Source organism: Negativibacillus massiliensis (assembly GCF_900148495.1).
Classification (GTDB): Bacteria; Bacillota; Clostridia; order Oscillospirales; family Ruminococcaceae; genus Negativibacillus; species Negativibacillus massiliensis.
In genome coordinates this window covers 22839-40549 of record NZ_FTRU01000005.1, presented here as the reverse complement: position 1 = coordinate 40549, position 17711 = coordinate 22839, and the positions used below count along the sequence as shown (strand labels likewise).

Annotated in this window: 17 protein-coding genes; 12 read left to right on the top strand and 5 right to left on the bottom strand. The window is 44.3% G+C overall.

The genetic code is table 11. The annotated features are described in order from the left end of the window. Positions 1–47: 47 nt before the first annotated feature. On the bottom strand, positions 48–704 hold the full coding sequence (locus BQ5375_RS00360; RefSeq protein ID WP_076917223.1) for a ribbon-helix-helix domain-containing protein: 657 nt from the start codon (positions 702–704) through the stop codon (positions 48–50). 235 nt (positions 705–939) lie between these two features. On the opposite strand from BQ5375_RS00360, the gene BQ5375_RS00355 reads away from it, so the two are divergent. The 5 genes from BQ5375_RS00355 to BQ5375_RS00335 all read left to right on the top strand — a co-directional run bounded on the left by BQ5375_RS00355 (position 940) and on the right by BQ5375_RS00335 (position 8547). Then, positions 940–2310, top strand: coding sequence for a hypothetical protein (locus BQ5375_RS00355; protein ID WP_076917222.1), 1371 nt, complete (start codon positions 940–942; stop codon positions 2308–2310). Positions 2311–2343: 33 nt separating this feature from the next. Further along, positions 2344–4083 (top strand): hypothetical protein, encoded by a 1740-nt coding sequence (locus tag BQ5375_RS00350; protein WP_022131525.1) that lies wholly within the window; start codon positions 2344–2346, stop codon positions 4081–4083. Between the two features lie 32 nt (positions 4084–4115). Then, a complete protein-coding gene (locus tag BQ5375_RS00345; RefSeq protein ID WP_022131526.1) occupies positions 4116–5891 on the top strand; it encodes a hypothetical protein in 1776 nt (591 codons plus the stop codon). 382 nt (positions 5892–6273) lie between these two features. Then, positions 6274–7461, top strand: a complete 1188-nt coding sequence (locus BQ5375_RS00340; protein ID WP_022131527.1) for a DUF819 family protein — start codon at positions 6274–6276, stop codon at positions 7459–7461. A 102-nt stretch (positions 7462–7563) separates the two neighbouring features. Further along, entirely contained in the window at positions 7564–8547 is a 984-nt protein-coding gene (locus BQ5375_RS00335; protein ID WP_022131528.1) for a dipeptidase, read from the top strand. 419 nt (positions 8548–8966) lie between these two features. Here BQ5375_RS00335 and BQ5375_RS00330 read toward each other — a convergent pair whose 3' ends face one another. The 3 genes from BQ5375_RS00330 to typA form a co-directional block, all read right to left on the bottom strand. Beyond that, the gene (locus BQ5375_RS00330; protein WP_076917220.1) at positions 8967–9545 is read right to left on the bottom strand and encodes a DUF3841 domain-containing protein; all 579 of its coding nucleotides are present in this window, start codon (positions 9543–9545) and stop codon (positions 8967–8969) included. Beyond that, on the bottom strand, positions 9521–10078 hold the full coding sequence (locus BQ5375_RS00325; RefSeq protein WP_076917313.1) for a DUF3841 domain-containing protein: 558 nt from the start codon (positions 10076–10078) through the stop codon (positions 9521–9523). The genes BQ5375_RS00330 and BQ5375_RS00325 overlap by 25 nt, the downstream gene beginning before the upstream one ends. A 75-nt stretch (positions 10079–10153) precedes the next feature. Beyond that, positions 10154–11977 (bottom strand): translational GTPase TypA, encoded by a 1824-nt coding sequence (gene typA / locus BQ5375_RS00320; RefSeq protein WP_022131531.1) that lies wholly within the window; start codon positions 11975–11977, stop codon positions 10154–10156. 303 nt (positions 11978–12280) lie between these two features. Here typA and BQ5375_RS00315 point away from each other — a divergent pair, with 303 nt between their 5' ends. From BQ5375_RS00315 to BQ5375_RS00290, 7 genes are all read left to right on the top strand, one after another. Beyond that, positions 12281–13144 (top strand): pyridoxamine kinase, encoded by an 864-nt coding sequence (locus BQ5375_RS00315; RefSeq protein ID WP_022131532.1) that lies wholly within the window; start codon positions 12281–12283, stop codon positions 13142–13144. 265 nt (positions 13145–13409) lie between these two features. Continuing rightward, positions 13410–14150: a hypothetical protein gene (locus BQ5375_RS00310; RefSeq protein WP_076917218.1), complete on the top strand. Its 741-nt coding sequence runs from the start codon at positions 13410–13412 to the stop codon at positions 14148–14150. Between the two features lie 28 nt (positions 14151–14178). After that, positions 14179–14694, top strand: coding sequence for a GrpB family protein (locus BQ5375_RS00305; protein ID WP_022133140.1), 516 nt, complete (start codon positions 14179–14181; stop codon positions 14692–14694). Between the two features lie 138 nt (positions 14695–14832). Then, positions 14833–15003 (top strand): hypothetical protein, encoded by a 171-nt coding sequence (locus BQ5375_RS14280; RefSeq protein ID WP_022131606.1) that lies wholly within the window; start codon positions 14833–14835, stop codon positions 15001–15003. Between the two features lie 137 nt (positions 15004–15140). Further along, the gene (locus tag BQ5375_RS00300) at positions 15141–15536 is read left to right on the top strand and encodes a PH domain-containing protein (protein WP_022131605.1); all 396 of its coding nucleotides are present in this window, start codon (positions 15141–15143) and stop codon (positions 15534–15536) included. Between the two features lie 121 nt (positions 15537–15657). Next, positions 15658–16287: an RNA polymerase sigma factor gene (locus BQ5375_RS00295; protein WP_022131604.1), complete on the top strand. Its 630-nt coding sequence runs from the start codon at positions 15658–15660 to the stop codon at positions 16285–16287. Further along, a complete protein-coding gene (locus BQ5375_RS00290; protein WP_022131603.1) occupies positions 16280–17146 on the top strand; it encodes a hypothetical protein in 867 nt (288 codons plus the stop codon). Before BQ5375_RS00295 ends, BQ5375_RS00290 begins: the two co-directional genes overlap by 8 nt. A gap of 36 nt (positions 17147–17182) precedes the next feature. On the opposite strand, the gene BQ5375_RS00285 is transcribed toward BQ5375_RS00290, so the two are convergent. Further along, on the bottom strand, positions 17183–17710 hold the full coding sequence (locus tag BQ5375_RS00285; RefSeq protein ID WP_022131602.1) for an FmdE family protein: 528 nt from the start codon (positions 17708–17710) through the stop codon (positions 17183–17185). Between the last annotated feature and the right edge of the window lies 1 nt (position 17711).

Below are 17711 nucleotides of genomic sequence, written 5' to 3'. Positions count from 1 at the left end.
TCTGGTTCAGGGTTCTATCTGTGTTTGAAGTTTTACTGAAATTGGTTTTAGCAGATAATAGGTGTTTCCTTTAAATATTCCAGATAAATCTGCTCGATAATACCATCCCACTGGGAAGGATCTGCCCCCAGGCATGCTTTCAGTGCCCGGTCTATCATCTGAATATAAGATGCAATCGCGGTTCCTATCTCGTTGTTTTTGCATCCTTCCTTTAACAAAGAGAAGTTTCGGATCAGCTTTCCCTGTCCAACCTGATACTGCGGAACAACATTTGGAAACAGATGGTGGATATATTTTTGTTCCATCTTGCAAAACTGATAGAAAAATGCGTCGAGCATTTCAATCAGCGCTTCCGATTGGGTACGGGTCATAATACGAAGCTGTCCGATCTGCGAACCGTTGTTTCTGGCAAGCTCCACCGTATATTTAATGGTGGGATTATATTTGACACGAAGCGGACTGCGGATGCACAGCATGCTGTCGGAACCTCGTGACTGTACCTGAAACGGTTCAAAGCCATCGATTACCGAAACCAATGAATCAAAAATATCCTTTCTGCGCTTTTCCGGCGTAATAAAGGAAACATATTCTGCCAAAATCTGGTTGATCAAGTTGGAACGGCTGCTGCCCAAAGCATAGGCCGCTCGATCCACGGCGGCAACCACGTCGTCGCTGAGCACCAGGCTGTATACGCTCTTGCTCATTCTTCCCACACCTTCTTTCTGTATTCTGATGTTATTGTAAAACTTATTATTTAATTTGTCAAGCATATTATATAACTTAGTTTACGAATTTACAATTTCTACACAAATGTTACCATCTTTTTTCTACACTTGACGCATCTTGATTTTTCTCTTCCAATGCAGTAAAACAGAAGTAGGATATTACTTTTATAGAAAGAGCATTTTTTATAAAATCAAGTTTAAAGGAGGACTTTTTATGAAGAAATTTTTGAGTATCTGCCTTTGTGCTGCACTTTTAACAGGTGGATTTGGCGGAGGGCTTTCTGCTTTTGCTGCCAAGACCTCCACAGAGGTTACCTCGACAAATGAGATTCTTTATCCTGCTTCCGATACACCGGACAAAATCAACGAGGCAGGACAGAAAGCAATCAACGCACAGTCCTACACCACCGAGGATGGTGTTGATGTAGAATTGCCTGCAATCGAGGTTATACGAGAACTGGACTTTCCTGCATCCAAGGATGTCAGCTATATTCGTCTTTTCTACTATCCACATGGTTGTACCCCGCCTGCTGAAAAATTCTATCTGATTACCGATAAATCCCAGATCGAAACCATTCGTCAAGCACTGCTTGCCACCAAAGCAGAGTGTACAACCAGCGCTTATGGTGCGACCGGATACGACATTAAGGACTACAAAACCGAGTTCTCAATGGAAGTCCACACCAAAGACGGTGTCGAAGTCTGGAATACTCTGTATGGAGTAGACACCTATCTGATGAAGCTGGAAGACAAACTAACCGGTGACTATGACGACATGCCGTTTGTCACAAAGAATGTTGCTCCACTGACTAACGTACTCAACAAACTGCGTGCAAATTCGTCCACCTCGCTTGCTTCCACACTTCCAAAACAACCTGTGATTCGCAAGGTTGATACCAAAGCACACACCTTTATATCGAGTGAAGACCTCAAGTCATCCGATCGTTCCAAGGTAAATGCTTCTTACCAGAAACTGAAACCATACAGCAGCAGCCTTTCCGGCAACGTTATCAATCCAAATGTTTACTTCCGTCTCAACGACAGCAACAATCGCTTCAAACTTCAGCAGACAGAAAATGGTGCGGAGCTTTCTCTCTATACTTCTTCCCCAAATGAGTATACCCAAAAAGTATCTATATCGGACAAGAGCTTCTTTACCACCTTCGATTCGTTGAGCAAAAATCTTCCAACACATCCAAGCTGGTTCTGCGGTATTCTGGAAGAACCAAACATTGCTGTTTCCTACGCAAAGGAAGGAAGCAAAACCTTCCAGTCAATGTCCGCTTCCTGTGAATCCGATATGCAAAAACTTCTTGGAAACATTACGGTGAAAAAGGACAGCTTCCAAAAGGTAAGCAAAAATTACACTGTGAAAAATGCCTTTACTTTAAAAGTTCGTGACCTTTCAGAGGATCGGGAGCACGTTAACAGCACCTATCTGATCAGCATCACCGACACTCTGCTCTTAATCCAGAACGATTCTGTCAGCTACGGCGCACTGTACAAACTGGATGATTTAAACGGCAAGGAAATCTGGCAGCAGATCGAACAGATTGAACTTGATCATGAACCATCCGTAGAATAATTGGGGCTTATAATGACAGGAGGCAGAACTTTTATGAAAAAATTTTTAAGTATTTTATTCTGTGCTGTACTTCTGACTACTTGCTTTACAAAAGGATTTTCTCTTTCTGCTGCTAATACTTCTGCTGTTTCACAGCAGAGTGCTATTCCTGATCATGTCAACCTAAAGGGAGAAAACGCCATTAAAGATTTCTACACCAAGGATGGGGAAACATTGATTCCAGCTATTGCTGCTATCTATCCAATGGACTGTCCTTCGGCTGAAAATGTAGACTATATCCTTCTGTATCATTATCCCAACGGCACCAACTACAAAGGAAATGCTTCCGGCCAGGTTTTCCTGATCGAGGATTCACAGACCATCGAGCAAATTTGTCAGACTCTGAGTAAAACAAACGCAGAGTGCACCACTTCTCGCCCTGATATCACAGGCTACGATATTTCTGATTACAAAACAGAATTTTCCTTGGAACTTCACTCCAATAAAAGCACACAAATCTGGAACAGCCTAGTGGGAGTAGAGAATTATTTGCTACGTGTGCAGGATAAAAAGATTGGCAATTACACAGACTTACCATTTACAAGCTCAAAAATTTCCAGTGTTATTTCTATTTTAGAAAAATTATCAAATCAATCCAATCATGATCTTTTCTTTGTACTGGATGAAGAGCCCTGCATCTATCGAGTAGATAAAACCGCCCATGTTTATACCACCACCGATGACCTATCCAAAGAACAACGTGACAATCTTTATAAAGAATATCAGACTTGGTCATATACCCCCATTTCATTAAAAGATGCTGGTGAACTAACTCAACCAAATCAATATCTTGCTTTTTCCAGCGGCAAAGGCAGAATTGTAATGAATCAAGCTCAAAATGGTATCGTGCTCACTCTGGAAGGGAACTCTATCAACTCGATACAAGAAAGCATACAGTCTGGTAGAAATTCCTTTTTAAACAGTACAGAAAAAGCACTCTCTACTCTCCCACAGCATCCAAGCTGGTTGTATAAACTGGTTGATTCTGCACCAATGCAGGTTGTCTACTATAAACCAACCGGCATTAAAAATCCAGCCACTGTTTCCGACACCTCCCGTACTCGCTTTATTAAACCGTTACTCCATGATATTGTGGTAAAATCCGGCAGCTTCCAGCGGGTAAAAAAGGATTACACGCTTTCTGACGCCCTGACCTTCAGTATCCTCTCTACCTCAGACTATACAATCAGCATGACCGATACCCAGCTGCTGATTCACAACGATTCGGTAAGCTACGGTGCACTGTACCAGTTGGAAAATGGCAAACAGACAAAAGCGGCTTTTGAAAAAGCACTGAATCCTTTGGATGAAAAACAGTACGCGGATGCCTACACTCAAATGATTTTACAGCTGATAAAAGACGATGGCTTTTATTTTGAAGATCGTACTGAGATGACCATTGATCTACAAAACTTCCCGGAAAACAGCTCTCTTCGCGACAATGTATGCAAACAGATTCAGCAGAATCTTGCAAAAAAAGGCTATTCCTTCACCGTTTATGCGGGAGATTTTGATCAGCTGATTGAACGGGGTGTCTGGGACGAAGATGTCGGTGGATATCAAAACGGGGTATTGGTTGAAATCGACGACAAGTGGAACAGTAATACCAGCGTGTCCTATATCATTGGCGCAACGGTGGGCAATCTTGCTGCTGTCTACTATCCGGAAAATCAGGCTGTCTTCCAAAATGGCAGCTGGCAGATCACTCCTTCCGAAGTTGTTGCCATGGCTTAAATACCGTTTGATTATCTTTAAGGAGGGATATTATGAAAAAGAACGTAAGAAAAGTGTATCAAAGGCTCTGTTGTCTTCTGCTGTGTCTGACACTTCTTTTTGGTGCTTCTTTGTCTGGCCATGCCTACACCTATATTCCGCCGGACCCGGATGAGCCGGTCATGGGTGTTTCGCGCATTGTCGGGCTTACCCCCGCTTCCATGACAGATGAAGGCAAAAAGATGCTGGAGCAGGCAGATTCTCCGGTTTTGCCTTCCAATACCTCTCTTTCCATATCCTGTCCCAAGGCGAAGGATATTTCCTTCGTTCGCCTGTTTTCCTTCGAGCGCGGCGCTTATCAGGATGAAGCTGTCCCGGTCAACAGAAGAGTCTACCACATTGATGATCAGGACACCATTCAGCAGATTTGCAATGCTTTGCTCGCAACCAATGCTGTCCGCATGACTAAACATACTGGTGTCACCGGATATGAGGTTTCGGATTATGAGATCCGCTACTCTCTTGAGCTGCACCAGGGGGATTCTATTTTTACATGGGATCTGCTCAACCTTTCCAGCTCTCCGGAATATCTGATTTCCGTGACAGACAAAGTCATGCACAATTTTGATGATGTCCCTTATCAGTCCCATGACATTTCTCAGCTGCGCAGTCTACTGGATCAGATTGCTTCCAAGGACGAGCAAAGCGCTTTCACCTTCCTTTCAGATCATCCGGAAATCCGGCGCATCGACAAAGCTGCTCATACCTATACCTACACTGGTGATCTGAAAAATTCGGATGCAAATGCTCTGTACGAATCCTATCAGAACATGTCCACCACTTGGAAGGAAGTTCTCAAAGGACGGCAAGACCCTAATATTTATTTTTCCTTCGCGGATGAATTCACCCGACTGCGTGTAGAACCTGCCGTGAATGGTGCCTATGTTTTCCTGGAGGATGATCCTTCACCAAACACCATGTATAAGCACTATAATTTTACCCAAAAAGAAGGTGGAAGTTTCTTGCCACTGCTGGAATCAACTTTAAAGAATCTTCCGCAACATCCAAGCTGGCTGTATAAGCTGATTGATTCCACCCAGATGGTCGTTTCTCTGGACAGCAAAACTTCTGATAAGCCGTCCAATGCAGATGTTGCCCGTACCGGTCTGGTTCAAAAGCTGATTCCGGACATTACCGTTAAAAAAGACAGTTTTCAGAAGGTGGACAAAAACAAATCCTTAAAGAATGCGCTTACCTTCTTTATCCACGATACCTCTGATTACACCATTCAGATGACTGACAGCCTGCTGTTAATCCAAAATGACACAGTAAGCTACGGCGCACAGTATCAGTTAAATGATGGAAAGGAAACCAAAGCTGCTTTTGAAAAAGCTCTGAATCTTTCTGAGGTCAACCATTATGCAAATGCATATTCTCAGATGGTTCTTCAATTAATTCAAAACTCCCAGCCTAACTTCCAAGATTGTAAGTCCATCTTTCTGGACTTTCAGAGCTCTCCGCTCACCCGCAACTTCCATCCCTATGTTTGTGACGTTATCCAGTCTAAACTGGATAAACAGGGATATTCCATCACGGTAACGCCGGGTGATCTTGACACCTTGCTGGATGACAGAAAAAATATTCCAAACTGGCAGGACAAAGACAGCGTGCTGATCCGCATTCAGGATGAATGGGATGGCAGCAATAAAGCAGATTACACCATTCGTTTCCGAACTGCTTATACCAACTTTACCACCTATCCTGTCAATACCATAGAATATCAGGGTCAGACATGGTCTGTGGAATCAGGAGATATTGTCAGCGCATAACCACAGATTTTCTTTCAAATGCTCACCCGAATGGGTGAGCATTTTTTGACATTAGTCTTCATTTTCGTTTGTCTTTTTCACAAAAATTACACATTTTCTTTGACCTGCTTTCTCAAATGACTTTTAGTCATTTTTACAAATTATTTTCTCTTTAACAGATCTTTGTGATACTTTTGTGACCAAAAAGTGATTTGTTTTGTTTCTTTGGATAAACGGTGTTCCTTTTATCTCTGTTTTTTGTCATTTTCTTATCAATTTCACTTCTGTGAACTGATATCCTACCCTTCCAAAAAAGCATGAGATGCCGGACAAAAGAATAAAAATATGATAGAATACGGTTGGGTACTGATTACCCTAAAAAGTTTTAAGGGAGAGTGTTTTTATGGGATCTTTAATCAGCGCTGATAATACCTGGGTATTATGGGCTATTTTGGTCGGCGATGCTGCCCTTGCCATCTGGCTGGAGCAACGCTACAAATGGGCATCCAAAGTAACCGGATGTGTTCTTGCCCTGCTTGGTATGATGATTCTTTCCAACATTGGAATCATTCCAACTGCTTCCCCGGTTTATGACAGTGTATGGGACTATGTTGTTCCTCTGGCAATCCCTCTTCTTCTGTTCCAGTGCAACATCAAGAAAATCGGAAAAGAGAGCGGCAAGCTGTTGATCATCTATCTGATCAGCTCTGTCGGTACCGTATTGGGTGCTTTTGCCGGATTTTTCGCACTCCAAAATTTTGTTCCGGATCTTAATAAGGTTGCAGCTATGTTCTCCGGTACCTATGTTGGCGGCTCGGTAAACTTTGCAGCTATGGCAGACACCTTCGGTGCTTCTGGTGAATTGAGCTCGCAGGCAGTCGTTGCCGATAACCTGCTAATGGCTCTGTACTTCTTTGTTTTGATTGCAATGCCTTCCATCAACTTCTTCCGCAAACACTACAGCCACCCTCTGGTTGATGAAGTAGAAGCCGGTATGGGCCAGAGCGCAGAAAGCTACTGGAAAGCAAAACCAATTTCCCTTCAGAACATTGCTTTCTGTTTTGCAGCTTCCACCATCATCGTTGCAATCTCCACCGCAATCGCAAACTTCTTTGCATCATTGTTCCCAGCTGAAGGCGCTACCTTCATTCTTAATCAGCTGCTTGGCAACAAATATCTGATTATGACCACAGTCACCATGATCTGTGCAACCGCTTTGCCGAAGACATTCAACGATGCTCCTGGCGCAAACGAGATTGGTACCTTCTTAATCTACATCTTCTTTGCAGTTATCGGCGCACCTGCTTCCATCATGAGCATCCTGACACAGGCTCCTCTGCTGCTGGTATACGCCCTGATTATCGTTGCATGCAACATGCTGATCACCCTGATCTTTGGTAAGATCTTCCACTTCAGTCTGGAAGAAATCATCCTTGCTTCCAACGCAAACATCGGTGGTCCTACTACCGCTGCTGCAATGGCAATCTCCAAAGGCTGGAACAAACTGATCGGTCCTGTTCTTCTGATCGGTACTCTCGGCTATGTCCTGGGCAACTATTATGGTGTTCTGGTCGGCAATCTGTTACGATAGTTTTTTGGGAGGAAGGAGCATGCTCTTTCCTCCTGTTCTTGTTTTTGTCACAATTTCGATGTATTGTTATATCTGGACTTTATTTTTTAAGGAGGATTTCCCATGCTTTTTGATGGACACGGCGACGTCTGGACCGACGTCACCTGTAAACGAGTTGACAATCATGAAACCGATATTTTCCGTAAATATCATCTGAAAAAATTCCAGGCTGGCAAGGTAACCGGCGGTATTTTCGTTATCTGGATCGACCCTCCATACGACAAAGACCCTGCTGCTCGCTCCAAACAAATTGTTCAGAGCATCAAGGAAGAGATGATCGATTCTGCCGACCTGTTAAACTTTGTCACCAAGTTTGAGGACTTTGAAAAAGGAACCAAAGCCGGCAAAATCAATGTTGTCACCGGTATCGAAGGCTTGAGCCAGATTGGGGAAGACATCGACATGATCGATTACTTCTACAATGAAGTCGGCGCACGTCATGCAATGCTGACCTGGAATGAGCTAAATGCGCTGGCTACCGGCTGTCCACAGGACCCTTCCAGAGGCCTGACCGAAGCTGGAAAACTGGCTGTCAAACGAATGGAAAAACTGGGCATGGTTCTGGATGTCTCCCACCTCAACGACAAATCTTTTTGGGATTTGATGAGCATTGCAACCACTCCTGTCATCGCTTCTCATTCCAACTCCCGTACCGTTTGTCCGGCAAAACGCAACCTGACCGATGATATGTTAAAGGAAATTGCAAAAACCGGCGGTTTGGTTGGCATGAACAGCCTGCGTGAGTTTGTCAGCGAAAAGCGCGAAGAACAGAATGTTCAGAAGCTGTGTGACCATCTGGACTATATCGCAAACCTTATTGGTATCGACCATATCGGTCTGGGCTATGACTTCGACGACTATCTGGGCGGTGAAGCACTCGGTTCGTTCAGCTCCAATCTGGACTCTCCAAGCGCAGACGGCGTTTCCAATGAGGCAGAAGCGTACAACCTGATTCTTGAGATGAAAAAACGTGGATACAGCCAGGAAGACTGTGACAAGGTCGCTTACAAAAACTTCTACCGCGTCTTTAAACAGGTACTCAAATAGGATAAAACAAAAACAGGTTCCGTTTTGGAACCTGTTTTTATTTTATATTTGGGGATATCTTACTCGGTACAGCAAAATTAATGAACACTCATATCGCAATCCTCTTCCAAGAATTCCAATATTTTAAACCGATTATAGTATCGTGTTTTTAAAAGCAGAAAGCAGGAATTTTTCTTTTGTCGATATTTTTGCTATTTTCGGGCGATTTGAAGTCGAATTTTGCTTTTAACATTTTAAGCCATGTTTTTTCAAAGGTAATTTACAGCGGCTTAACAAACATTTTTTTGCTGCGTGTATAATAAGAATGTACTCAACAAGAGGAACGAAGCCGCATCGTTCGTTGGGTATTTGCTCTACCCTCCTCAAAAAACACACCTCAGAAGAAAAACACCTGTCAGTAATTGACAGGTGTTTTTACTTTATTCCAAAGCAATCCACTCTTTTCGGATGCACCACAGTCCAGCCTGAACAATTCCAACTCCGGAATCATCTCCCTGCTTGATGCGGTCATGGTGCAAAAACAGTCTCTCCCAGCTTTTCAAAATCTTCTGTTTCTCCTCTGGATAAAAATCGGACATCATGACCTTATAGCAATCAAGGCCACGAAGCGAGAGCTCCTGTACAAATTTTCGTTCTTCTTTGGGATCATCGGTCAAAAATCGAAGCTGCAAAATTTTGTTCCAGTCATACAGGTCAAAATATACTGCCTGCTCAATCGGTACACGTAAGGTTAGCACCGTTCCACCACCGGTCACATCCACCGCACTGCGCTGGGCTACTGCCCAGTAGGGAAACTGTGCCCCTTCCGGCTTTTTCACAAGTTTCTCTGCCTGCTGTACAAACCACTGGTATGCAGTAAGGAAGATCGGTGCGCTTTCCCCATATTTTGCCCGAATATATTCTGGCTTGGAATAGCAGACACCATCCTTTTGGATTGCGTCAATCACCGCATCGCTCTGCGGAGAATAGAGAATTATCTGATCACGTTGGTTATCCATTCTTTTCTGATCTCCCATATCGTTCCATATTTCTGGTTGCTGTTTACTTCGATGTTGTCATCAAACAATCTATCCCAGCTTGTGATAATCTCCCGCTTGATTTCCGGATAAAACCGGGACATATATGCCTGGGTATCGCTGGTGTGATAATCCTGCAAAAGCTTCTGGTGTCGTTTAGCGTCCTCAATATCTTTTGGAATGTAGGAATAGTTTAAGATCATGCCCCACTTTGCTACATGAATCGGGGTAATCAGCTTGGGATCAAGACTCAGCTCCAGCATTACACTGTGTTCCTGCGGCAGATAAGTTCCCTCCCGGGAAAAGGATACCCATACCGGATAATCCGCATCCTGCGGCTTTTGGGAAGCATTTGGAGCGTTTTTTACCAGCCAATCATAAACTTCCAGAACCAACGGCGCGCAATCTTCGTTTTCATACTCTACAAACTGGCGCTTTGCCACATATCGACCTTCCCGTTCCAAGGTTTCCAGCACTGCTTTGTGCTGTTTGGTCCAGACTGTGATTTTTTCCATACAGATTCCCTCCCGCATACACAAAAACCCTCCTCGAAATCGAGGAGGGTTTTTCATCGCACCTCGGACGATAAATTAACCTCTGTTCTTGCTCCAAGCTTTCATACGCTCAGATTTATCCAGAATACGTTTTCTCATACGGATGCTCTTTGGTGTTACTTCGATCAGCTCATCATCGGTGATGAACTCGATTGCCTGTTCCAAGCTCATAACCTTAGGCGGAATCAGGCGCAGTGCATCGTCGCTTCCCGATGCACGGGTGTTGGTCATATGTTTCTTCTTGCAGACGTTAACAACGATATCCTCATCTTTTGGAGACTGTCCAACGATCATACCTTCGTAAACCTCAACACCAGCACCAATAAAGAGGGTACCTCTTTCCTGTGCGTTGTACAGACCGTAGGTAACAGCTGTACCGGTTTCAAATGCGATCAGAGAACCGGTTGCGCGTTTTGGAATATCACCTTTAAATGGTTCGTAGCCATAGAATACCGAGCTCATGATACCTTCGCCCTTGGTATCGGTCAAAAATTCGTTGCGGTAGCCGAACAGACCTCTTGCAGGAACGATGAATTCCAGCTTGGTTCTTCCGTTAAATGGGTTCATGGAAACCAGTGTACCTTTGCGGATACCCATCTTTTCCATAACAGAACCGGTTGCAAAATCCGGAACATCCACTACCAGCTGTTCCATTGGTTCCAGTGTTTTGCCGTCCTGCTGCTGGAACAGTACCTGTGGGGTGCTGACCTGGAACTCATAACCTTCACGGCGCATAGTCTCAATCAGGATGGACAGATGCATTTCGCCACGACCTGCTACGCGGAAAGATTCTGTGGATTCGGTCTCATAAACATGCAGGGAAACGTCCTTGAGGGTCTCTTTAAACAGACGGTCACGCAGATGACGGGAGGTCAGGAACTTACCTTCTTTACCTGCAAATGGGCTGTTGTTAACCGAGAAGGTCATCTCAACAGTTGGAGCGGAAATCTTTACAAATTCCAGTGGTTCTGGTGTGTCTGGAGAACAGATGGTTTCACCGATGCTCAGGTTTTCAATACCGGAGATACAAACGATATCGCCGACTGTTGCGCTCTGAGCCTGAACTCTCTGCAGACCCTCGATCTGATAGAGGGTTACAATCTTGGAACGATAGGAAACGTCTGGATTGTGGTAATCGCATACGATAACTGGATCGTTTACTTTCAGAGTACCTCTTGTAATTCTGCCGATACCGATTCTGCCGACAAAGTCGTTGTAGTCGATGGAGGAAATCAGCATCTGTGCAGGGCCTTCCGGATCACCTTCTGGTGCTGGAATTTCTTCCAGGATGGTGTCAAACAGGACATCCAGATTTTCGCCTTTAACACCTGGCTCACGGGAAGCGGTTCCTTCTTTACCGGAGCAGTACAGAATTTTGCTTTCGAGCTGTTCTTCGTTTGCATCCAGATCAAACAGAAGGTCATAAACTTCCTCGGTTACTTCTTCGTTTCTTGCATCCGGACGGTCAGTCTTGTTTACTACGATGATAACCTTGTGACCCAGAGAAAGTGCTTTGGACAGTACAAAACGGGTCTGAGGCATTGGACCTTCGAAAGAGTCAACCAGCAGGATAACACCGTCTACCATCTTGAGGATACGCTCAACCTCGCCGCCGAAGTCTGCATGTCCTGGGGTGTCAATGATGTTGATCTTTGTGCCTTTATAGTTGATTGCAGTATTCTTTGCAAGGATGGTGATACCTCTTTCACGTTCAAGGTCACCGTTATCCATGACACGGTCCTGAACAGACTGGTTGTCACGGAAGGTACCGCTCTGTTTGAGCATCTGGTCAACCAGGGTGGTCTTACCATGGTCTACGTGCGCGATGATTGCGATGTTTCTTAAATCGTTTCGAATCACTGAAAACTCTCCTTCTAAAAAACACCGGATATGACGACCTGTCAAAATCCGGTTTTGTTCGCTTCATTTCTTCTGAAAAGACATCTGATATCAAAATTTCTTTTCTCATTATATCTCGAAAATTGCGCAGTTTCCAGCGTTTTTTGAATTTCCCTTGTATTGCATAAAGCCGCCGCGCCCGGTGAATTTGTTTTTGGTGAGTTTGTAAAATTGCATGTTAAAAATTTAGCATTACTTCCAATTCTCCCCCTTTCCCAAAACAGTATGCTATAATAGAATTATTCTTTTCTGGAGGTGTTTTTTATGCCAGATCGTCCCAAACGAGTTGCCGCCATCCACGACCTTTCCGGATTTGGGCGATGCTCTTTATCTGTGATCCTGCCAACCTTATCAGTTATGGGCGTGCAGGTCTGCCCAATCCCAACCGCTGTGTTTTCCACCCATACCGGCGGACTAGGTGAGGTCCAGCGCCGTGACCTGTCCGATTTCACCCTTCCGTGCCTTACACATTACCAAAAGCTGGGGCTGGAATTTGAATGTGTGTACAGTGGTTTTTTAAGTTCGGAGGAACAGATCGACCACTGCTTAAAAATATTTTCCGCTTACCCGGATGCACTTGCTGTAGTGGACCCTGTTATGGGCGACCACGGACGTCCTTACCGCACCATCACGCCGCAGATGAGGGCTCGCCTGACCGAGCTGGTACGGGTAGCAGATGTTATCACCCCAAACCTCACCGAAGCGTGCATGCTGCTGAAAATCCCCTACCATACTGAAGGATTGTCCCGCTCGGATGCAAGGAGCCTGCTTGCTCGTTTAAGCGAACTGGGGCCAAACGATGTGGTAATCACTGGCGTTCCGATGGCATCCGGAAAACTTGCCAACATCGGCTATGACCGCAAGAACAACTCCTTCTGGTGCATCGACTGCGACTATGTCCCGGTCTCCTATCCAGGTACAGGAGACCTGTTTGCCAGTGTACTGACCGGCGGATTTCTGACCGGCGACAGTCTGCCGATGGCAATGGGCAGGGCGACCTACTTTGTCGAGCGGTGTATCAAAACCACCTTCAGTTATTCATCCGACACCCGTTACGGTGTCATGCTGGAAAAGGAGCTTGCCGCTCTCATCGATCGCCAGAACGTCAAGGATTTTTCCCTTTTATAACCCAGCTTGAAGCTGGACACTGTATCGCACTGGAGTAAAACAGAAGTTTTTTTGTACTTGAAAACAAGTTTTCAACTGACTTTTCGTACACAAAAGTTTGCAGATTTCAAAGACGGCGTCTTTGGTCACCGCGTGCGCGAATCTGGACTGAATCGTTTCCCACATCCACAAACTTTTTCCTTCTATTGACAATGGTAGTAAAAAAGCGTATCTTGGTCTTAAGGATTCGATTTTCGATTCCATCTGACTATGGGAGGAAAAGACAATGAAAAAATGTTTTGTTCGTTTGTTATCCATTTTGCTTACTGTGACGTTGGCTCTTTCTCTTACCGGATGCAGCTCATCTAATACCGAGGTTACGGCAAAAGGCTATCCGGCAGACGAGAACACAACCTGGGGCGAACTGTTTGAGCATTTTGACAAGGAAGGATTTTATGTGATTCCATCCGAAATTCAGGAACAGTTAAAGGCTGACCTGCTGAGTGATGACATCTGGGAGGAACCTGATATTCAGGCTGGTACACCAGTTTATTCCGCTGATACCACTGAGGAAGAAATGAAAAAAACAGAAGAACAGCTAAAACAATCGGTGCTCTCTTCTTCCACGCAACATTTCTACAACGAAAATGAGAGTCCAAACAATTTTTCACAGAAAGACGTTTCTGTATTAAATTTTAATCTTTTGGCTGCTCCATCCTTAGATGATCCCTCGATTGAATATATGACCACCTTTTTTTCTTACCAGCAATGCCCTTCCGCCGTCATTATCATTACCCTTCAAGACAAAGAAACCGGCAGTTATCTTGCCTGCAACAGTACTTGTGAACTGGAAGATCATACCAATGGTTCCGGCAAAACCTACTCAATTGGTGGATTGACGGATGTTTTTGCCGACCTGCAAACCGGCCATGAATACAAGGTACAGGCTATCGCTATTGCAGTCCCTCCGGAAGGTTATCTTCTTACCGCTCCGCTTTATGCCGGCGCAGAGCTTACTGCAAAATAGTCATAAAAATTGTGAGGAGGTTATTTTGATGAATGTTATTGTCACCGCTTATAACCCAAATTGGCCTGCTCTATATGAACAAGAAGCACAGGCAATTCGTCAAATTCTTGGAAAGGAGCTGATTGCCATTCATCATATCGGCTCCACCTCGGTCCCAGGACTTTTTGCAAAACCGATCATTGACATCATGCCAGTGGTTGCTCATATTGAAGCAGTCGACCCCCTTAGCGCTCAGTTTGAAGCACTCGGCTATGAGGTAATGGGGGAATTCGGAATTCCCGGACGCCGATATTTTCGCAAAGGTGGGGACAACCGAACCCATCAAATCCATATTTTCGAACAATCCAACCAATACGATATCATCCGTCACCTTGCTGTCCGCGATTTTCTCCGCTGCCATCCACAAGATGCCAAAGCCTATGGAAAACTAAAACAGCAGCTTGCCCTGCGCTTTCCTCAGGACATTGAAAGCTACTGTGACGGCAAGGACGCTTTTGTTAAAGATCTGGAGCATCGCGCTGTTCTGTGGTATCAATCCCGTTAGTTTGTTCTGCCCCGCCTGTCCCAAAAACAGGCGGGGCTTTTTCCAACTTTTTTGCATTGTCATCCCCCTTTGAGGCTGATATAATAAGCTTACAAATTGTGATATTTGTAAAATATAAAACGCAGAAAGGAAGTTACGATGATGCATCAGGCAGAGAAACAGAGCGAAAAACCAATGAAGGAGCTTTTGCAGGAGCAGTCCGAGGAGCTGAAAACCTACATCGACCTCAAACACAAGGAGATGGAGGAGCTGATTGCAGAGAGCGAAGGCCGCCTGTGCGAGCAGATTCGGGAAAAGAGCAAACGCTAGTCCTTTTCTTTTTGTTGTGGTCCTGAACAAAAAGAAAACGAGATGAAAATTTTTTTGCAGCAAGCGAAACAACCTTGCTTTTTGCCTTTCACATGCTAGAATAAACTTAATAGTATGACCGAAAGGAGATCTGCTTTATGAGCACAAAAGATAAAATTACCATGAAATGGTCTGACCGTTCCCGAATTTTGGGAATGCCGATTACCTTTACAAAATATTCCATGTCCGATGACCGCATCTTCTGTGAAAAGGGGCTCTTGAGCGTAAAATTCGAGGAGATCCTGCTCTACCGTGTGCGGGACATTAGCATGAAGATCACTCTGGGACAGCGCATTTTTGGAGTAGGCAGCATCCTGCTGCAAAGCTCCGATAAAACCTCGCCTGTTCTGGAACTGAAGAACATAAAAAATCCGCGGGAAGTTAAAGAGATGATTCACCGTCAGGTGGAAGAAATCAAGGTACAGCGCCGAATGCGCTTTGGTGAGATACTGGAAGATCCATCGGATGAAGATTCTTTTGATTCCTTTGAATAATTCTTACGCCCCGAAAATTCGGGGCTTTCTTTTTATCTTTTTTATGTTACCCTCCTGCCTTTCCTGCCATATTAAGGTAGAAGGGTCCCTTCCCGGAATCTCCCAAAAAGGAGGTCACAACATGAAACAAACAAATCTTGAGGATATCGATGCGTTTTTTCAGAAGCTATGCGAAGAAAATTATGCCGACCTTGGAAACTTTCTGCTTGTCCTGACCAAAGACCGGGAACAGGCACAGGATATTTTGCAGGAAACCTTTATCGTCGCCTGGCAAAAGCGGCAGAAACTGATTTTGCACCCAAATCCTGCCGGATTTTTATTTCAGACTGCGCGGCTGTGTCTGAAATCCTCCCGCCGAAAATGTTCCCGGGAACAAAATCAGGTCGTGTATCTTGATCAGGAGGAACTGGCAAATCAGTCCAGCTTAAAGCAGAGTCCCGATTTGATAGAGGAACTTCTCCTGCAGCAGGATCAATCTATTGATGAACAAAAATGGGTGGATGTTGTTTTATCCAGGCTCACCCCGGAAGAACAAAAGCTTTATCGTTCCCACTATATCGAGAAAAAAAGCTTTGTCGCCTTGAGCCAGGAATGGAAGATTTCCCAGACCGGTCTGCGGATGCGGGCTGTCCGCCTGCGCAGAAAAGTCCAGAAAATGGTCAAAACACTTTCCCTTGAGGAAAACCCTCCCCCAAAAGAAACCTATATTTCTTATCCTCATTTAGAAAAGGAGGCTTACAATTATGAATAAGGATTTTTTAGAAATCAAAATGGAACGTGCGGCAAAATCCGGAAACGTTGATGAGATCAAATTAATCCTTGATACATCCAAAATCAAAGAAAAAATCGATGGTCTTGGAAGATTTTCGGAGGAGGAAGCTTCTACCTTTATTACAAAAAGCATCAATAATGCAAGATATCAAAACATTTATGGAGGAAAAAACATTATGAAAAAAAGACTTTCTATTTCAGCAGGTATTGCAGCAGCTTGTATTCTTTGTACTGCTGGAGCGTATGCCAGTGGGATTTTTACTAACAAATTTTTTATCGATGACGGCAAAGTCACCCATATTATTTCCAATACCTCTCTCTCAACAGAAACCCTCAATGATATGATTTCTGACTCTTCCAATATAGCCCAGACAAAAAAGGCTGAAAACACCGAGATTCTCTCTTCTACGATAACAGAAACTGACATAGAAACGAAAAACTTTGCAGATGCACAGGAGGCACAGAAAAAAACCGGTTTTACTCCAATTACTCCAGAATATCTCCCAGAAGATTTCTCTGAAGTACAGTATCAGGCAGACCATCTGAAAAACAATGTCAATACTCTGAAACATTTAAGAACAGTTTTCAGCGGAAAAGATAACCGCCGCATCTCGATTACTCAAAGTGCTTTCGATGCAGAATATGATTTTACTGCCATCTCTTCTTTTGATGCAGACACTACAGGTACCTTCCGCTCTGCAAATGGTACAGAATACTATATCTATTCACTTCAGGGAGAAACCACTTATGTATCTGGTTGTGATAATAAAACCACTTCCATCCATTTTACTGGATTATCCCAGAAAGAAATCGAGGACGTTCTCAACAGCATTGAATAACACAAAAAGACCCGCTGCTAGCGGGTCTTTTTGTGTTTAGAAATTACGGTAGGAGGTGCAGCAGTCCAAACAGAGAATCTGTCCGTTTTCCAGTCTTGCAAGCGGCTCTGGGATCGTTTCCCCGCATTTTGCACAGACAACATTGCCGAAGATTTTTGCTTCTTCCGGCAGTTTGAGCGTTGTCGGTTTGCAGACAAACAACTCTTCCACTGGAGCAGTCAGAATCTGCTGCATCCGCTCCTCCTTACTCATCTTTGTTTTTTCTATATCGTCCCTCTGAAAGACCAGTCGAATCGATTTTCCGCTCTTTCTGCAATAGAAGGAATATGCCTCTTTTCCGGTCATGTGGAAAATCAGATTTCCTTTTCCTGCAGTGCATCCGGTTATTACCTGAATAGCGTCTACACCGCAGGCATCATTTTCACTGATGCAGACCAGCTCCTCATCCTGAGAGCCCTCCGACAATCCCAGCTTTTCCATTGCCAGCACTGCCGCACGATAACCGATTGCCAATCCTGGGCATTTATGTCCATGAAACTGTGCACAATCTTCCCATGTTCTCATG

Bases quoted from the DNA above. Each gene is read 5' to 3' on its own strand.
- BQ5375_RS00315 (WP_022131532.1), top strand. From the start codon at position 12,281: ATGCCAGATCGTCCCAAACGAGTTGCCGCCATCCACGACCTTTCCGGA.
- BQ5375_RS00300 (WP_022131605.1), top strand. From the start codon at position 15,141: ATGAGCACAAAAGATAAAATTACCATGAAATGGTCTGACCGTTCCCGA.
- BQ5375_RS00355 (WP_076917222.1), top strand. From the start codon at position 940: ATGAAGAAATTTTTGAGTATCTGCCTTTGTGCTGCACTTTTAACAGGT.
- BQ5375_RS00350 (WP_022131525.1), top strand. From the start codon at position 2,344: ATGAAAAAATTTTTAAGTATTTTATTCTGTGCTGTACTTCTGACTACT.
- BQ5375_RS00325 (WP_076917313.1), bottom strand. From the start codon at position 10,078: ATGGAAAAAATCACAGTCTGGACCAAACAGCACAAAGCAGTGCTGGAA.
- BQ5375_RS00310 (WP_076917218.1), top strand. From the start codon at position 13,410: ATGAAAAAATGTTTTGTTCGTTTGTTATCCATTTTGCTTACTGTGACG.
- BQ5375_RS00335 (WP_022131528.1), top strand. From the start codon at position 7,564: ATGCTTTTTGATGGACACGGCGACGTCTGGACCGACGTCACCTGTAAA.
- BQ5375_RS00340 (WP_022131527.1), top strand. From the start codon at position 6,274: ATGGGATCTTTAATCAGCGCTGATAATACCTGGGTATTATGGGCTATT.
- BQ5375_RS00345 (WP_022131526.1), top strand. From the start codon at position 4,116: ATGAAAAAGAACGTAAGAAAAGTGTATCAAAGGCTCTGTTGTCTTCTG.
- BQ5375_RS00330 (WP_076917220.1), bottom strand. From the start codon at position 9,545: ATGGATAACCAACGTGATCAGATAATTCTCTATTCTCCGCAGAGCGAT.
- BQ5375_RS00360 (WP_076917223.1), bottom strand. From the start codon at position 704: ATGAGCAAGAGCGTATACAGCCTGGTGCTCAGCGACGACGTGGTTGCC.
- BQ5375_RS00285 (WP_022131602.1), bottom strand. From the start codon at position 17,710: ATGAGAACATGGGAAGATTGTGCACAGTTTCATGGACATAAATGCCCA.
- BQ5375_RS14280 (WP_022131606.1), top strand. From the start codon at position 14,833: ATGATGCATCAGGCAGAGAAACAGAGCGAAAAACCAATGAAGGAGCTT.
- BQ5375_RS00290 (WP_022131603.1), top strand. From the start codon at position 16,280: ATGAATAAGGATTTTTTAGAAATCAAAATGGAACGTGCGGCAAAATCC.
- BQ5375_RS00295 (WP_022131604.1), top strand. From the start codon at position 15,658: ATGAAACAAACAAATCTTGAGGATATCGATGCGTTTTTTCAGAAGCTA.
- BQ5375_RS00305 (WP_022133140.1), top strand. From the start codon at position 14,179: ATGAATGTTATTGTCACCGCTTATAACCCAAATTGGCCTGCTCTATAT.